General features: G+C 50.9%; 14 protein-coding genes. 8 read left to right on the forward strand and 6 right to left on the reverse strand.

The window, feature by feature from the left end; translation table 11 throughout:
• Window position 1: 1 nt before the first annotated feature.
• Window positions 2-1,798, reverse strand: a complete 1,797-nt coding sequence (gene uvrC, locus B5F83_RS08545) for an excinuclease ABC subunit UvrC (RefSeq protein ID WP_158094201.1) — start codon at window positions 1,796-1,798, stop codon at window positions 2-4.
• 48 nt (window positions 1,799-1,846) lie between these two features.
• Between uvrC and B5F83_RS08550 the strand changes: the two genes are divergently transcribed.
• On the forward strand, window positions 1,847-3,667 hold the full coding sequence (locus B5F83_RS08550; protein ID WP_087279635.1) for a lysophospholipid acyltransferase family protein: 1,821 nt from the start codon (window positions 1,847-1,849) through the stop codon (window positions 3,665-3,667).
• 39 nt (window positions 3,668-3,706) lie between these two features.
• On the opposite strand, the gene B5F83_RS08555 is transcribed toward B5F83_RS08550, so the two are convergent.
• Window positions 3,707-6,781: a DUF2723 domain-containing protein gene (locus B5F83_RS08555; protein WP_087279637.1), complete on the reverse strand. Its 3,075-nt coding sequence runs from the start codon at window positions 6,779-6,781 to the stop codon at window positions 3,707-3,709.
• 119 nt (window positions 6,782-6,900) lie between these two features.
• Between B5F83_RS08555 and B5F83_RS08560 the strand changes: the two genes are divergently transcribed.
• The 5 genes from B5F83_RS08560 to yidD are packed head-to-tail and all read left to right on the forward strand — an operon-like array spanning window position 6,901 to window position 9,474.
• Window positions 6,901-7,245, forward strand: coding sequence for a translation initiation factor (locus B5F83_RS08560; RefSeq protein WP_087279641.1), 345 nt, complete (start codon window positions 6,901-6,903; stop codon window positions 7,243-7,245).
• A 5-nt stretch (window positions 7,246-7,250) separates the two neighbouring features.
• Window positions 7,251-8,051, forward strand: a complete 801-nt coding sequence (locus tag B5F83_RS08565) for a DUF4271 domain-containing protein (protein ID WP_087279643.1) — start codon at window positions 7,251-7,253, stop codon at window positions 8,049-8,051.
• A 56-nt stretch (window positions 8,052-8,107) separates the two neighbouring features.
• Complete coding sequence (locus tag B5F83_RS08570; RefSeq protein WP_087279646.1) at window positions 8,108-8,857, forward strand: uroporphyrinogen-III synthase; 750 nt, start codon at window positions 8,108-8,110, stop codon at window positions 8,855-8,857.
• Window positions 8,844-9,293, forward strand: a complete 450-nt coding sequence (rnpA, locus tag B5F83_RS10795; protein WP_087279649.1) for a ribonuclease P protein component — start codon at window positions 8,844-8,846, stop codon at window positions 9,291-9,293. The genes B5F83_RS08570 and rnpA overlap by 14 nt, the downstream gene beginning before the upstream one ends.
• The gene (gene yidD / locus B5F83_RS10800; protein ID WP_239383848.1) at window positions 9,286-9,474 is read left to right on the forward strand and encodes a membrane protein insertion efficiency factor YidD; all 189 of its coding nucleotides are present in this window, start codon (window positions 9,286-9,288) and stop codon (window positions 9,472-9,474) included. The genes rnpA and yidD overlap by 8 nt, the downstream gene beginning before the upstream one ends.
• Window positions 9,475-9,567: 93 nt before the next feature.
• On the opposite strand, the gene B5F83_RS08585 is transcribed toward yidD, so the two are convergent.
• Together B5F83_RS08585 and B5F83_RS08590 are read right to left on the reverse strand one after the other, a co-directional pair.
• On the reverse strand, window positions 9,568-10,254 hold the full coding sequence (locus B5F83_RS08585; protein WP_087279684.1) for a hypothetical protein: 687 nt from the start codon (window positions 10,252-10,254) through the stop codon (window positions 9,568-9,570).
• Window positions 10,255-10,270: 16 nt separating this feature from the next.
• Complete coding sequence (locus B5F83_RS08590; RefSeq protein ID WP_087279655.1) at window positions 10,271-10,762, reverse strand: hypothetical protein; 492 nt, start codon at window positions 10,760-10,762, stop codon at window positions 10,271-10,273.
• Between the two features lie 102 nt (window positions 10,763-10,864).
• Between B5F83_RS08590 and B5F83_RS08595 the strand changes: the two genes are divergently transcribed.
• On the forward strand, window positions 10,865-11,335 hold the full coding sequence (locus B5F83_RS08595; RefSeq protein WP_087279658.1) for a low molecular weight protein-tyrosine-phosphatase: 471 nt from the start codon (window positions 10,865-10,867) through the stop codon (window positions 11,333-11,335).
• A 15-nt stretch (window positions 11,336-11,350) separates the two neighbouring features.
• Here B5F83_RS08595 and rnr read toward each other — a convergent pair whose 3' ends face one another.
• Complete coding sequence (gene rnr, locus B5F83_RS08600; RefSeq protein ID WP_087279687.1) at window positions 11,351-13,504, reverse strand: ribonuclease R; 2,154 nt, start codon at window positions 13,502-13,504, stop codon at window positions 11,351-11,353.
• Window positions 13,505-13,585: 81 nt separating this feature from the next.
• Between rnr and gpmI the strand changes: the two genes are divergently transcribed.
• Window positions 13,586-15,103: a 2,3-bisphosphoglycerate-independent phosphoglycerate mutase gene (gpmI, locus tag B5F83_RS08605; protein ID WP_087279661.1), complete on the forward strand. Its 1,518-nt coding sequence runs from the start codon at window positions 13,586-13,588 to the stop codon at window positions 15,101-15,103.
• 689 nt (window positions 15,104-15,792) lie between these two features.
• Here the strand turns inward: gpmI and B5F83_RS08615 are convergent.
• On the reverse strand, window positions 15,793-16,203 hold the full coding sequence (locus B5F83_RS08615) for a hypothetical protein (protein ID WP_143822510.1): 411 nt from the start codon (window positions 16,201-16,203) through the stop codon (window positions 15,793-15,795).
• Between the last annotated feature and the right edge of the window lie 239 nt (window positions 16,204-16,442).

A 16,442-nucleotide genomic window follows, 5' to 3' on the forward strand; every position in this document is an offset into this window, starting at 1 on the left:
GTTATTGGATTTCCTTATTATAAAATTTAAGAATTTTCGTTGCCAGATTTTTGCCTACGGCGGCCGTGAGGTCTTCATACGTTGCGTTAGCCACCCGGGACGCGCTTCCGAAACGCCTCAACAACGTCTCCTCGGTCTTCTCCCCGACTCCGGGAATGTCCCTCAGACGTGATTCTATCTGGGACTTGCTCCTGCGGTTTCGATGATGGGTGATGCCGAAACGGTGGGCTTCATCGCGAATCTGCATCATCAGCTTCAACGCGGAAGAATTCTTGTCAAGAAAGAGCGGATAGGGGTCGCCGGGGATTATCACTTCTTCAAGCCTCTTGGCAAGCCCGACCACCGTAACGTCTTCCAGAATCCCGAGTTCGGCAAGGGCCTCGCAGGCAAAGGACAGCTGCCCCTTCCCCCCGTCTATCACAATCAGGTCCGGCAGTTCCTCCCCTTCACGGAGCATCCTCGAATAACGGCGGGTGAGGACTTCTTTCATCGAAGCGAAATCGTTGGCCCCGACGACTGTCTTGATATTGAAATGGCGGTAATCGGACTTGCTCGGCTTCCCGTCCCTGAAAACCACGCAGGATGCCACGGGATTCGTCCCCTGGATATTGGAGTTATCGAAACATTCTATATGGCGCGGGAGCTTCTCCATTCCAAGGGCATTCCGCAGCTGCTCCATTACCTTCTCATGATATTCGTCCGGATTGACATGCTCCTCCTGTTTCATCAGGTCGAACTTGAAAGCGGCCGCATTCTTGCGGCTCAATTCGACAAGGCCGGCTTTTTCGCCGCGCTGGGGCACATGGATTTCCTTGCCCGGCATCTCCATGCCTATCGGCTGTGACACGAGTATTTCACGTGACAAGTCTCCGAATTTGAAAGAAATCTCGGCTATGAAAGATTCGAGCATGGCCTCCTGTTCTTCCTCGATATTCATTTTTAACGCAAGATTCATGGACTGGATGATACAGCCCTGCCTTACCCTGAGATAGTTCCCGTATCCGGTATAGCCGTCGAAAATCATAGAAAACACGTCCAAATCCGTTATGTCCGCACTCACTATCAGCGAGCGGTCATAGTGTTTTTTCAGCAGTTCCGTTTTCTTGCGGTAATCTTCTGCTTCCTCGAAGGCCAGCCGCCCGGCAGCCTCCTGCATCCTTTCGGTATAACGCCTTATCATCTCCCTTCCTCCACCCTTGAGAAGCCGCACGGATTCGGATATGCCTTCGTTATATTCCTCTTTGGAAATCAAGCCCGCACACGGGGCCTTGCATTTTCCAGTATGGTAATTGAGGCACGGGCGCAAAGGCTTGGACCTTACGCTTTCCTGGGTGAACCTGTTCCGGCAGTCCCGCAGAGGAAAAAGGTTTTCGAACAGCTCTATCAGGCTGCGGGCGTGGCGCACCGAACTGTACGGCCCGAAATACGTACCGTTGGACTTTATGAACCTGCGCGTAAGGAAAATCCTCGGAAAATCCTCGTCTGTCACGCAAATCCACGGATAGGTCTTGGAATCCTTGAGAAGGATGTTGTACTTGGGCTTGTACTGCTTTATCAGATTGTTTTCCAAAAGCAGGGCATCGGACTCGCTGTCCACCACGGTATGCTGCAAATCCGCTATTTTCGACACCATCAGTGCTGTCTTGCGAGTAAGCCTGTCGGGAGGCACAAAATATTGGGCCACCCTGTTTTTCAAGGACTTCGCCTTTCCGACATATATCACCTCGCCTGCCGAATCGTAGAAACGGTAGACCCCGGGAGCGTTAGGCAACAGTTTTATCCTCTCTCTTATATCCACTTTTTTATTATCTTTGCAGGTAATACTAAAACCTACCTACGGGCATAAATGGAAACAAATGTAATCAATAAATCCGATATCAGAAAAGTTATCGGGCAGAAGAATCCATTAAGAGGCCTTGCATCAAACATACTGTACTATGCAATGGGCTTTGCCAAAATCAACCGGGATTACCGCCCGATATCCGAACTGAAAGGAATCGAATTCGTGCGTGCCGCCATAGAGCGTTTCAAGCTGAAATGCACGATATCCGAAGACGATATAAAGAATATTCCGGCCGAAGGGGCCGCCGTGATAGTGTCGAACCATCCTTTCGGGGGAGCCGACGGCCTGCTGCTTTACGAAGCCGTCCACCATGTCAGAAGCGATGTGAAGGTCATGACCAACTTCATACTGTCGATGATAGGTCCGCTTTCTGACGATTTCCTTCCGGTCAATCCGTTCAGGGGGGCGAAATGGGCCCCGGGGAGCTCGTCGGGAATGAAACAGGCCATAAGGCATCTTGAAAACGGAGGGCTGCTGATTATTTTCCCGGCGGGGGAAGTATCGACGATACCGAAAAAGGATTTTTATAAAAAGCTGTTTTCCAGAAGGGTCATGGCAAGGGATATCCCTTGGGAAAATTCTTCAATGAAGCTGATTGCAAGAAGCGGATGTCCGGTAATTCCCGTATACTTCCACGGGCAGAACAGCCGGCTCTTCCATCTCGCAGGCCGCCTGAACCCGTATCTCCGCACGGCCCTCCTGCCGAGGGAATTCCTCAAAGCGAGAAAACGCACGGCCGTCCTGAAGATAGGGAAAGCCGTCAGCGCCGCCGATGTAGCCGCGCTCGCCGACAGGAAGATGCTGTCCAGACACCTGTATGCACGGTGCTACGCCCTGGAGGCCAATATCCCGGCGACCAACGAGTTCCTGGACGACGGGCCGCTCAAACCGATAGTAAAGGGGAAAAGCCAGGCGGAAATCGAATGGGACATAGACAAGGCCAGGGCCAACGGAAACAGGCTCTTCGAGACCGCCGGATACGAAGTCTTCCTGCTCACATACAGGGAATACCATACAATCATGTATGAACTTGCCCGGTTACGCGAAATCACCTTCAGGGAAATCGGCGAAGGAACCGGAAAGTCTTGCGACACCGACGAATACGATGTCTATTACAAGCATCTCGTGCTTTGGGATGTGGCGAAAAGGAAGATAGCCGGTGCTTACCGTATCGGCATAGGCTCCGAGATAGTCCGGGACTTCGGACTTTCGGGCTTCTACGTGGATACGCTGTTCCACTACAGGAAAGGGATGGAGGAAACGCTGAAACAGTCCATAGAACTCGGCAGGTCCTTCGTCGTTTCCGAATATCAGAAGGAAATCTTTCCGCTGATGCTCCTCATCAAAGGCATACTCTTTTCGACCATGCGCTATCCCGAAGTAAGGTACGTGATAGGGCCCGTAAGCATAAGCAGCTGGTATCCCGACCTTTATAAGAGCATTTTCGTAAAATACCTTTCGGAAAACTTCGGGCTTCCGTCCATGAGGAAACTCATCGACCCGGAACACCGCTTCAAGAACCGTGTCGAAAAGGTAAACATCGACGACCTTCTTCTGGACAAATGCGACTCCATCGAGCATACGGACCGGTATATCATGGCCCTGAGCAACGGCAAGATGAGGATTCCTTCCCTGATAAAGAGATATCTGAAAATAGGTGTAAAGGTCATCGATTTCAACGTAGACCCTCTTTTCAACTACTGTGTGGACGGGCTCATCCTTCTGGACACGGACAATGTTTCCGAGAAAGAACTCAACCTCCTGCTCAAAGGCGAAAAAAATATAGACTCTTTCATAGAAAGGTTCTATAAAAAGAGTCTATAAGAGTCTATAACCGTCTGCGGCAGTTTCTTAGGAGGCTTCTTATTGCGGAGAGCCTATAAGGACTTCCAGAATCGCCTTGAACTCATTCTGGAGATTGTCAGCCAATTCATCATGCCCGGCCGTATAGAGCAGGTCGAGCACGGAAAAATAGTAATCCCTTACGAAACCGAGGTTTTCCGAAGCCGAATAATTGGCTATGTTTTTGCCGAAAAGCTTCACCGATTCGAGAAGTTCCGTACAGAATGCGGAAGCGAGCCTGTCCGCCTTTTCATCCGCCCCTATCTTCAGGTACGCGGAAATCATATCTAAAACCGACAATTCGTTCGCCGTCCTGAGATAAGTCAGGTCGAGCGGATATTTGTCCACAGGAACACATTCGAAACTCATATCGAGTACTTCTTCCGCCTTTTCATCCTCTCGGGCCTCGATCAGGGCGTCGGCCACCTTGACAAACATCTGGCGCTGAGGAAGCATGCCCGAGAAAGTCGAAAGATTCATGTAATCCACGAAATAGTCGTCCTTCAGCGCATCCCACCTGTAAACGTCCTTTACCAGATGATACAGATTGTCCGGATCGTAGAAGCCGTCCGAAGAATAGGTGGTAGAGGATTTTATAGGTACGAGCTTGTGGGTAAAGCCGTTGTATTCCAGATATGAACGGAGTCCCAGTTTCAGAGTTCCGCCGAGATTCAGCATGTGAATCGGCCTGTCCCATTCATAATTGGAAAGCAAATCGATGATGATGAAGTCCTGTTTCGTTATGAACACATCGTTTTCAGGGATTTTCAATACGATTGAGTCCTCTATCAGATCCGCGTATTTTTCATCCACAATTCCGTATTTCAGCGCGTTTTCCTTATTGACAGGCACGACTATCTCTTTCGCCACGATACAGCTCACAGGCTTGCCGCTCGTCAGCTTTATCTTCATGTCCGGATGATTGAAAAGCCGCATGACGTCTTTTGCGGAAACCGGGCCTCCGGCCATGTCCTCGACATACACGACATCGTTCGTACCGTACAGATACTCCTTACGCGGAGTCGTCAGCTTGATTGCATCCGAGTTGTTTATCTTGGAACGCATCTGGTCTATGTACCAGTCCGTACCGAGCAGGGACGTATTGACTATGCGCACATCGTTCCTTATTTCCTCTACCTCCTGGGCATACCAGAGAGGGAAGGTATCATTGTCCCCGTGGGTTATGAGGATGCCGTTCTCCCCGACCGACTCAAGCAGGTTGGCCGCCATCTCCACCGCCGTCCTGCGGTTGCTGCGGTCATGGTCGTCCCAGTTCTCGCATCCCATGATAATCGGCACCGAAAGCGAAAGCGCCACGGCCGCCCCTGCCGAAATCTCCCTGCGTTTCTTGAGCCATCTATTGAAAAGGGCATACAGGGCGAGTACTCCGAGACCTATCCATATCGAAAAGGCATAGAACGAGCCCGCGTATGCATAGTCCCTCTCCCTTACCTGCAAAGGAGGCTGGTTGAGGTAAATCACTATCGCGATTCCCGTCATTATGAACAGGAGGAAAGTAACCCAGCAGCCCCTCCTGTCGCGGTAGAACTGGTAAAGCAATCCGGCTATTCCGAGAATCAGAGGAAGCATGAAATAGTGGTTCTTCGCCTTGCTGTCCACTATGTAATCCGGGCCCTCGCTCTGGTCGCCGAGCCTGAGCCTGTCGATGAAGCCTATGCCCGATTCCCAGTTGCCGGCAAACGGGTCTCCCGACATCTCTCCGTGCAGGTCGTTCTGCCTTCCGGCAAAGTTCCACATGAAATATCTCCAGTACATCCAGTTCATCTGGTAATCGAAGAAGAAACTCAGATTGTCCATGAACGTAGGCTTCTTGTATTTTGCACCGGGAACGGTCTTGCCCCTGTCTCCCATATATGCCAGATACACGTTCACATGACGGTCTTCCCAACTCCACATCCTCGGGAAAAGCATCTTGCCGGACGAAGTGTATACCGGCTCGGCCGGAGCATCTGTCTTGACATACTTGCCGTCCAGAGGAGTGTAGTACTTCTTCACCTTGTATTCATCCGAAGGTGCCCCGAAATACTGCCCGTAAACCAACGGCTGGCTCCCGTATTGCTCACGCGCGAGATACCTTATCAGAGTAAACGGATTGTCAGGCTGGTACTCGTTCGTAGGGGTATTTGCAGAAGACCTTATGATTACTATCGAAAACAGGGAAAAGCCTATGGTGATGGCGGTAAAACAGAGAAGCACCAGGTTCGCCATCGCCTTTCCGCTTCTCATCGTCCTGAAAAGTCCCCAGAAACAGAGGGCGAGCAGCACGACCATGAAGAAAACGGCCCCGGTATTGAACGGAAGAGAGAAGGAGTTGACAAACAGCAAGTCGACATAGGCCGCCAGCTTAGGCAGCAACGGTATGACACCGTATAGTATTACCGCGAGCAGGATTACGGAAACGACGAAATATTTCACTCCCTGCCAGAAAGTGATTCTGTCCCTTTTCCTGTAAATATAAATGAAAACAAGGGCCGGGATGGTAAGCAGGTTCAGCAGATGCACCCCTATCGAAAGTCCCATCAGAAGCGAAATCAGCACGATCCACCTGTTGGCATAAGGCTCGTCCGCCTGGTCGTACCAGGCAAACATCGCCCAGAAGACCATCGCGGTAAGGAGGGACGACATCGCATAGACCTCGGCCTCCACCGCCGAAAACCAGAAAGTATCCGAAAAACAGTAGGCCATCGCACCCACGACACCGGCACCGAATACAGCTATGGCCGATGCCACCGAATAGGTGCCGTTCTGTTCACGGACGATAATCCTCCTCGCAAGGTGTACAATCGTAAGATAGAGGAAAAATATCGTAAGTCCGGAGCAAATCGCGCTCATCGCATTCACCGCCATGGCGGCGTTCTCCGGAGAGGCGAACATGGTAAAGAATCTCGCAAAAAGCTGGAAGACAGGGTTTCCCGGCGGGTGCCCGACTTCGAGTTTGTATGATGAGGCTATGAACTCGCCGCAATCCCAGAAACTGGCCGTCGGCTCTATCGTCAGCAAGTATACCAATGAGGAAGCCGCAAGAACGACAGCGGCGATAATCCTGTTGACAAGAGTAAATCTCTTATTATCCATGTACTGATGCGTATTTTGTTTATTCCAATATTCCACAAATATGCAAATATAACAACTGTTTCCGATTTTCCGGAAAACTTGACGGATTTTTCTTAATTTTGCAAGAAAGATACGAAGCGATGTCAGACAACAGTTGGAAAAAAAGGACAGGGGTTGTCTATTCGACCGACCCTGATTTCAAATATACCGAATACGCGGAGGAGGAGCCGGAAACCCTCGAACCGGGAAAACAGAAACTGACCGTGGGCATAGACCGCAGAAACCGTTCAGGAAAACAGGTCACGCTGATAACGGGTTTTGTCGGCAGGGAGGAAGACCTTGCCGCCCTCGGGAAAATGCTGAAGACCAAGTGCGGCGTCGGGGGAAGCGTCAAAGACGGGGAAATCCTCATCCAGGGAGACTTCCGGGACAAGGTGACAGAATTGCTGACCGCAGCGGGTTACAAAGCGAAAAGGGGTAACTGAAAATCATGGAAGACAACGTTTTCCACAGCGACACACTGGAATATCGGACCGACAGCGCTACGACATGCCGGAGCATAGCGGAGGCCTGGGGAGGCCGGCTGTGCGAAAGCGTGCCGGCAGACGGAGGAACGACGGACGAAGATAAATTCTTCACGGCGGAATGGGGGGATTCGGCCTGGATCCAGGGGACAATAGCGGCAACATTGCTCATATTACTGGTATCGCTCAGGAAAATCGTGGCCATAACGCCTTCGCTCCTTGGTGCCTTCGTGCGCGTAAAGGAAAACTTCAACATCGAGGACAGCCTGCATATCCGCACGACAAGGAACAGGGTGGCCCTGATTTCGGTACTGTCCATGACCATAATCGGGGCAAGATACAGACTGATACCATACGCACTTCCCGGAATCGGGCAGAGTCCGGAAGCCATGCTTGCAATCACGGCCTCATTCATAATCATGCTCTGGGCATACCGCACGGCGGCAACTGCCGTTTTCATAAGGACCGCGGGAAAGGAACGCACATACAAGGTCGCAAGAGGGACCTCCTACACATATTTTACCATTGCGACGGCCTTCGCATACATAATCGCCGCCTGCTTCTATGTTTTCGGAGGGAAAGACCCGGAAATGGCCCGCAAAGCCATTCTGGCGGGGCTCGCGCTGGTATATCTGATTTTTTTTATCCGCGAAATACAAATTTTCATACAAACTTCCCGCTCTGCATATTCTACTTTTTTGTACCTTTGCACCCTTGAAATAATTCCGGCCGCCATTGTCGTTCTACCGGCATTGCTGCTGAAATGATTTCGACAGAAAATTTTTTATAATGTTTGCATAAAAGATTTTTGTTATAACCGGACATGAAAATAGAAAAAATACTTATTGCCCAGCCGGCTCCCGCCAACGGGTCGCCGTACAATGAGATTGTTTCGAAATATGGAGTAGAGGTCGATTTTCATCCTTTTTGCAAACTGGAAACCATTTCCGCAAGGGAATTCAGGGCGCAGAGGATTTCAATCCTCGACTATACTGCCATAGTGTTCACGGGAAGAACCACTATCGATTCGTTTTTCAAAATCTGCGAAGAACTCAGGATAACCATTCCGGACTCGATGAAATACTTCTGCGTATCCGAGGCCGTGGCAATGTACCTCCAGAAACATATCGTCTACCGCAAACGCAAGGTGTTCTACGGAGACGGCACCCCATCCTCGATAATATCGCTGATAGGGCCGAAGCACAAGGGGGAGAAATTCCTGATCGCCCAGTCGGACAATGCGAGCCATGACCTCGAAAACATGCTCGCTGCGGCAGGCCTTGAAACGAAAACGGCCGTTTTCATAAAGACAGTGTACACCGACCTGAAAGCGATAGATATGAGCCGCTATCAGATGATTGTATTTTACAATCCGTCCGATATCAAGTCCCTGTTCGAGTCATACCCGGATTTCAAGCAGGAGGGCATGCTTTTCGCGACCTTCGGAAAGCCGACTGCAAAGGCCATGTCCGAATACGGACTGAGCGTGGAAGTCGAGGCCCCTACTCCGGAAGCCCCGTCCATTGCACGGGCACTGAGCCTGTACTTCGCATCGCATCATGATGAAAACTGATGCGGACGTACCGCGGCCGCCCGACAGAAAGTTCCGCAAATCCGAGCGAATATACTTGAAGAACGACATGCAGAGGCTCTTCAAGGAGGGAAAATACATTTTCGCCGGAGGGTTCAAATGCTGTTTCAAGAGCCGCAACGGGAAAAAAGTCAACAGGCTGATGATATCGGTCCCGAAAAAATCATTCAAACGGGCCGTAAAAAGGAACCTGCTGAAAAGAAGGATAAGGGAAGCATACCGCATGAACAAGGAACTCCTTCCCGTAACGGAAGAAGGGTGCGACATGCTTATCATATATATGGGTAAAGATGTACGGCAATCGGAAGATATCGGAAACGGGGTCAGGGAACTCCTCTCAAAACTCGCGGAGCCGGTCCGCGGGATGGAAGGGCACAGTAAGGAAAACGGCGGCTCTTCCCCTGATAGCCTTGGTTAGATTCTACCAGCTGTGCATTTCCCCGCTGAAACCGCCGACATGCAGATTTACACCCACCTGTTCGACATACACATTGCAGGCCCTCAGAAAATACGGGCCGCTGAAAGGAGGATGGCTGGCCCTGAAAAGGATACTGAGATGCCATCCCTGGGGAGGTTCCGGCTATGATCCGGTACCGTAAGAACATATATGCCGCATTCACGGCAACCGTGGCGGCCGCCGTATTCCTTCTGGCCTGCGCATGATTGCATACGTGCAGGACGCGGCTTTTTTTTTATTTTTTCCTTCCGGCCACCGCAAGCAGTACCCCGAGGACCACACCGAGCAAAGCCGCGAACAAAGGCCTCGCTCCTGCCGGCAAAAGGAAAGTCACCGTATGGGCCGGAAACCAGAACAGGGGTATTGTTTTCTTGAACACGAAACCCCACTGGGCCTTCCAGTCGATTCTCGAAAACACGGCAGCCATAGGGATAGGACGTATCAGGGCCTTCAGGGAACCTTTGTTGTCGGCAATGTGTATGTCCGTAATCTTGTGCAATGTCATGAAGACCGGGGCGAAAATCGAGTTCATCGCCACCGATATGCAGAAAGCCACAAGTACTTTCCCCCAAGTCAGACCGCCTGCAAAATCGGCCCCAGCATCACTGTAACCCATATATTCGAGGAAGACAGGGACACCATTCGAGAAAATAATCATGGCCATATTGATACCCATGCCGAGTATTCCCCACACTATCATCTTAGGCACCACGCCGAATCCCTCGGGACAGTAACGACCGCGGCTGATTCTTGCCCCGAGCATCTCCCCGAGCGTGGAAAGAAGTGCGAACTTGATGAAGCTCATGACCATTCCATGAGCCGAATTGAAAGTTTCGTATACTTCGTAAAGCGGCCTTATCAGAAAAAAGGGCAGGAAAACCAGCAGCAATACGGCAGCGAAAAGCAAATCGTATCTGTTCAAACGCATAACGGGTCCGTCAGAATGCATATCTTACCGAAACAGCAGGAACCAGACCGGAATAAAGCGCCGTATCCCAGAATCTCGCCCCGTTGCTATTGACCCCGAAGCCGAAGATAGGGCGGAAGCTTGCGCCCAACTGAAGTCCGAAGTCGAAAGTGTAGTGAAACCCTACCTGTCCGGTCACACCCATGACGAAACCACGCTGATAGCCCAAAGACAATCCCGGGCCGGCGAACCACTCCCACTCGCCGCGTGCGGTCCAGACCGGTTTTGCAAAAACGAAGTTGTAGGTTCCCGTAACCACGGCGCCGACTCCGCCCCAGTAGGCGAGACCGAAATCCGCCTCGAAGAAATTAGGAAAACCGTTCTGGCCGGCAGCCACTGAATGCTGGTAACTTGCTTCAAGCCCGAAAGATCCCCATCTTCCGCCGATGGCCTTGGGCTGTGCATTTGAAATGGCAGGGATGCAAAGAATCAGAGCCGCTGCAATGAAAATCATCTTTTTCATGATATTTTTTTATTAAAATAATACTTCAATTCTGGCAACAGGAAGCAAAAGTAAACAATTATTTCGGTTTTATACGTAACTTGCCGGCAATTAAAACGGATTATGGACAACACAAGGATTCTTTTCGTGTGCCTGGGAAACATCTGCCGCTCTCCGGCGGCAGAAGAGATACTGCGCACAATCACAAGAAAGGCGGGCAAGGACTGGAAGATAGACTCGGCCGGGACCTATTCGGGACATAAGGGAGAACTTCCTGACAGAAGGATGCATGCGGCCGCCGGGAAGAGGGGATACTCCCTCACCCACAGGGCAAGGCCCGTAAGCATCGTGGATTTTCTGGATTTCGACATGATAGTCGCCATGGATGATGACAACTATGAAACGCTGCGGATGATGGCTCCGGATACCGAAAGCGAAAACAAAGTCGTACGAATCAGGGATTTCTTCAACGAAGACCGCACCGACACATACGTACCCGACCCGTATTATTCGGGAAGGGAGGGGTTCGAATACGTCCTGGACTTGCTCGAAGAAGCCTGCGAAAACATCGCCAACGGCAAACGCAACTCTTGAACGGTAACGCGCCTCTTAGGAAGATTTCCGACCGGACTTCTTTCCTCCGGATTTTCTTTCCCCGGATTTCCGGCCTTCTGATTTCCGCCCTTCTGATTTCCGCCCTTCGGGCTGCCGGCCGGAAGCTCCGGCGGCCTTGTCATTATGCTCTTCGAGCTGTATCAGTTCGAAATCGAGAAGCCTCTGTTCAAGATTGGCACGGGTGACCTTGATTCTCACCCTGTCCCCGAGCACGAAGACACGGCGGGAACGTTTTCCTATTATCCGGTAATTTTTCTCATCGAATTCATAATAGTCTCCGGCTATGTCCCTGAGGGCCACCATGCCTTCGATTTTCGTCGGATCGATTTCCACATACATGCCCCAATCGGTAAGCCCGGAAATCATCCCGTCGTACTCATATCCGACCTTGTCCTGCATGAATTCCACCAGTTTGTACTTTATGCTGGTGCGTTCCGCATCCGCCGCCACCTGCTCGCGCTGGGAACAGTATTCGCAAAGCTCCTCGTAATGTTTTTTGCTCTGGGAACGTCCGCCTTCGAGATATTTTGCAAGAAGACGGTGTACCATCATGTCCGGATACCTTCTGATAGGGGAGGTAAAATGCGTATAATATCTGAAAGCGAGCCCGTAATGGCCGCAATTGTCCGTAGTATAATGCGCCCGGGCCATGCATCTCAACGCCAGCATCTCAATGACATCCGACTCCGGTTTTCCTTCCGCCTCCTTGAACAGGCTGTTCAGCGAGCCCGCTATATCCCGCCCATTGTCGGTCGGGCCGAGCTTATATCCGAAATTGCTTACGAATGACCTAAGTGAATCGAGTTTGTCCGCATTCGGCTCCTCATGCACACGGTACACGAAAGTCTTCTTCAGTTTTGCTACCACGGTGGCCACAGTCCTGTTTGCCAGCAGCATGAACTCCTCTATCAGCCAATTGGCCTCCTTGGACACTTTCTGACGGACATCGACAGGACGGCCTTTCTCGTCGACGATTACCTTCATCTCGGGCCGGTCGAAACTGATTGCGCCGTCTGCAAAACGGGCCTCCCTCAGTTTCATCGCTATTGAGAAAGAAGCGGTTATGGCCTCTTTCAATGCCGGATACAGAGGATTGTCCGGACGGGGATCGAATTCGGTATAAGTTTCAGGTACGACACCTTCGATGATTCTCTGTGCCGCATCGTAATCGAAACGGAAATCGGAGCGGATTACGGTACGGCCCATCCAGCGGTCCGTCACCGCACCCTTTTCGTTCATCACGAATACGACCGAAAAACAGAGTTTGTCTTCACCCGGACGGAGGGAGCACAGCTTGTTGGAAAGTATTTCCGGCAGCATCGGGACGGTCCTGTCCACAAGATATACCGAAGTGCCGCGGCTCAAGGCCTCCTTATCCACCGTAGAACCCGGACGGACATAATGCGTGACATCGGCTATATGTACCCCTATTTCCCAAAGGCCGTTGCCAGTCCTGCGCACCGAAAGGGCGTCATCGAAATCCTTGGCATCGAACGGGTCTATGGTGAAAGTAAGCACATCGCGGAAATCCTTTCTCTTCGAAAATTCCGCCTCGTTCAAGTCGTCGCCTATGGCATCGGCGGCAGCCTCCACCTGGGCGCTGAAACGGTAAGGCAATTCATATTCCGCCAGAATGGCATGCATTTCGGTATCGTTCTCGCCTGGGAGCCCGAGCACATCCACTATTTCACCGACCGGCTCCGGATCCCTCCTGTCCCAACGCACGATGCGGACTGCGACCTTGGCTCCAGAAGAAGCCCCGGTACGGAGCACCTCAGTATAAGGCACCGATATGTCATACGGCATTACACGGCTCTCCATGAGCACCCATGCCTTTTCGCCCACGACCTGGAGAATGCCGACGAAAGGTTTTCTGGAACGCTCCACTATGGCAATTACCTCGCCCTCACGATGGAGGGAAGAACGCCTCCCTTTCCGGACATTTTCCTTTCTGCCTTTCTTTTTGCGGACAACGACCCTGACCAGGTCCCCGTTCAATGCGCCGCGCATTTTCGATGGTTTCACGAAAATGTCTTCTTCCTCGCCTTCTACTATGACAAAACCGCTGCCTTCGCGTGTCATCTGAATTTTTCCGACAAACTCCTGCACCGGAGACCTATCGTTCCTGTCCGATTTTTTCTTAACCATATAGTTCTGCATTATTTTTGCAAAATTACCATTTTTGGCCACAAATACGTAAATTTGTGCCGATTTTCAAAATAAATATATATGGAAAAGAAAGTGCTATTGATGATTCTCGATGGATGGGGAGAAGGGAAAAAAGACAAATCCAATGCAATTTATACCGCGGGAACGCCTTATATAGACAGTCTCAGGGAAAAATATCCGGTTTCGCACCTTATGGCGTGCGGGGAATATGTAGGTCTGCCTGACGGGCAGATGGGCAATTCGGAAGTGGGACACCTCAACTTAGGTGCCGGAAGGGTTGTTTACCAGGACCTTGTAAAAATAAACATGGCGTGCAGGGAACATTCTTTCTTGAACAATCCAGAAATCAAAGCCGTTTACGATTACGTTGCACAAAAAGGCTGCAAACTGCATTTCATGGGACTCGCATCTATGGGAGGAGTACACAGTTCGCTGTCACACCTTTATGAATTCCTCTCCGTTGCCGCATCATACGGACTGAAAGACGTATACGTACACTGTTTCATGGACGGGCGCGACTGCGACCCGAGAAGCGGGAAAGGGTTCATCGAAGAACTTGAAAACAGGATGAAGGCATCCACCGGCAAAATAGCCTCTGTCTGCGGGAGATATTATGCAATGGACCGGGACAAGAGATGGGACCGCATAAAACTTGCCTACGACATGATGACGGAGGGCAAGGGAGAAGCGTTCCGTTCCGCCGCCGAAGGCATACAGGCATCTTACGACAACGGAGTGACCGATGAGTTCATAAAGCCGATAGTCATTGTGGATGAAAACGGGAAACCAGCGGCCACGATAGAGGAAGGCGATGCAGTAGTGTTCTTCAATTTCCGCAACGACCGTGCGCGCGAAATAACCCAGGTACTCACGCAGGAAGACATGCCGGAATACGGGATGAAAACCATTCCGCTTTACTATTGCTGCCTCACCCCTTACGATGACAAGTTCAAGGGACTGCATATCCTGTTCGACAAGGAAAACGTGCAGGAGACCTTGGGCGAGGTCGTTTCAAAGGCAGGCCGCAGACAGTTGCGCATAGCGGAAACGGAAAAATACGCCCATGTGACATTTTTCTTCTCTGGAGGACGGGAAGAAAAATTCCCGGGAGAGGAACGGATACTTATACCGTCCCCTAAAGTTGCCACATACGACCTCAAACCGGAAATGAGCGCACCGGAGGTTACCGAAGCGCTTGTAAAGGAACTCGACACAGGAAGGCAGGATCTGATTGTGCTCAATTTCGCCAACGGAGACATGGTAGGCCATACGGGAGTTTACGATGCGATATGCAAGGCCGTGCGTACAGTAGACTCATGCGTTGAAAAAGTCGTAAACGCGGCAGTCAGGAACGGTTACACGGTCCTTCTTACGGCCGACCACGGAAATGCCGACCATGCGGTAAACGATGACGGCACGCCAAATACGGCGCATTCGCTCAATCCAGTACCTTTCATCGTAATTGACAAGGACATCAAGGCGGTACGCGACGGCAAGCTGGCCGATGTCGCTCCAACGATACTGAAATTGATGGGCATACCTCAACCTGCGGAAATGACAGGCGAGAGTCTGGTGTGAAACCTTAGTGTAAAAGTTTGGTGTGAAGCTTGGTGTGAAACCTTGGTGTGAAGCCTGATGTGACGGCTTGATATGAAGCCTGATGTGACACCTAATGTAAAGTCTGGTGTAAAGCCTGGTGTAATCGCGAGAGTTTAGTATAAAACTTATCCTTGCTCTTTGCGAGCGGTATTGCTGGAAGGACAGTAGTCTCTATCGCGGGAACGATGGTTTCTATGGGAAAACCTGATGCGACGGTTCCCCCGGCAGGAACCGGAAAATCGGCTGCCTTTATAGCGCCTATCAGAGTACAGCCCTGACAGCCCTTAGTTTGCATAAAGCCTGAAAGCCCGGTGACCTCTACGGGAAAGTGAACCAAATCCCCACGAATCCCGGGCACTTTCCCCCTATGGTCCACACACTACAAGGCACTACAGGTGCCCTACACAGGGAAACCACAGGAAAACCACAGGAAAACCACAGGAAAACCGCCGGGAAAGTGAACCATATTTGCCGCGAATCCCGGGCACTTTCCCCTATGGTCCACACACTACAAGGCACTACAGGTGCCCTACACAGGGGAACTACAGGAAAACCGCAGGGAAAGTGAACCAAATCCCCGCGAATCCCGGGCACTTTCCCCCGGCTACATTCCAGTACAAAGGCTACACTTCCCACCCCCAACCCCGCCCCCAAAAAAAAGTAAAAGGTTACGGAATACGCAAACAGCGATCCAGTTGCTTGAAAGATATCCTGAATTGGAATATCTGCAAAAGCTGTTTGCGAATCACCTCCACTTCTTTGGTCGTCAGCTGGGCATACCCGGATTTTCCCACACGTGGAATATAGGTCTTGTCGATAGCATCACAAAGCTCAATGTCCGTAATGCGTTTTTCCTTGAGCCAATGGTGATTCTGCTTCAGAATAGAAGCCACCTCATCATCCGATAAAAACGGCTCGATAGTCCTTATCGTCACCGGCTCCATCGCCACATTATCATCACGCTGCTCCTCTTCCCACTTCCCGTAATCATTACGGCTGAGTCCATACATAAAGGACCTGTAAGAACCGAAATACCCTTCCACCATGACATTGTCCACGACATCATCCATCCTTATCATACCCGAATCTGAAGACACACTGACATCACCCGGAAGAATATTTTTTTCCCTTATAATATCAGACCTTGACCGGACCTTTCCTACTGCATCCCCACCACCTGTGGAAAAACTGTCCAATGTATTCTTAAAATAGGGACTGTCGTTTAATTCCGTCATTATGAGTCAATCGGCAGACTGTCCCGGTAATTTTTCCGATCGAACTCATCTTTTTATATTTTCGGCTCCGTTTCGGAGCCCCT

It is taken from the genome of Muribaculum sp. An289, assembly GCF_002159555.1.
Classification (GTDB): Bacteria; Bacteroidota; Bacteroidia; order Bacteroidales; family UBA932; genus Merdivivens; species Merdivivens faecigallinarum.

Bases quoted from the DNA above. Each gene is read 5' to 3' on its own strand.
- B5F83_RS08560 (WP_087279641.1), top strand. From the start codon at position 6,901: ATGTCAGACAACAGTTGGAAAAAAAGGACAGGGGTTGTCTATTCGACC.
- rnr (WP_087279687.1), bottom strand. From the start codon at position 13,504: ATGGTTAAGAAAAAATCGGACAGGAACGATAGGTCTCCGGTGCAGGAG.
- gpmI (WP_087279661.1), top strand. From the start codon at position 13,586: ATGGAAAAGAAAGTGCTATTGATGATTCTCGATGGATGGGGAGAAGGG.
- B5F83_RS08555 (WP_087279637.1), bottom strand. From the start codon at position 6,781: ATGGATAATAAGAGATTTACTCTTGTCAACAGGATTATCGCCGCTGTC.
- B5F83_RS08595 (WP_087279658.1), top strand. From the start codon at position 10,865: ATGGACAACACAAGGATTCTTTTCGTGTGCCTGGGAAACATCTGCCGC.
- B5F83_RS08550 (WP_087279635.1), top strand. From the start codon at position 1,847: ATGGAAACAAATGTAATCAATAAATCCGATATCAGAAAAGTTATCGGG.
- B5F83_RS08590 (WP_087279655.1), bottom strand. From the start codon at position 10,762: ATGAAAAAGATGATTTTCATTGCAGCGGCTCTGATTCTTTGCATCCCT.
- B5F83_RS08570 (WP_087279646.1), top strand. From the start codon at position 8,108: ATGAAAATAGAAAAAATACTTATTGCCCAGCCGGCTCCCGCCAACGGG.
- rnpA (WP_087279649.1), top strand. From the start codon at position 8,844: ATGATGAAAACTGATGCGGACGTACCGCGGCCGCCCGACAGAAAGTTC.
- B5F83_RS08615 (WP_143822510.1), bottom strand. From the start codon at position 16,203: ATGATAAGGATGGATGATGTCGTGGACAATGTCATGGTGGAAGGGTAT.
- B5F83_RS08565 (WP_087279643.1), top strand. From the start codon at position 7,251: ATGGAAGACAACGTTTTCCACAGCGACACACTGGAATATCGGACCGAC.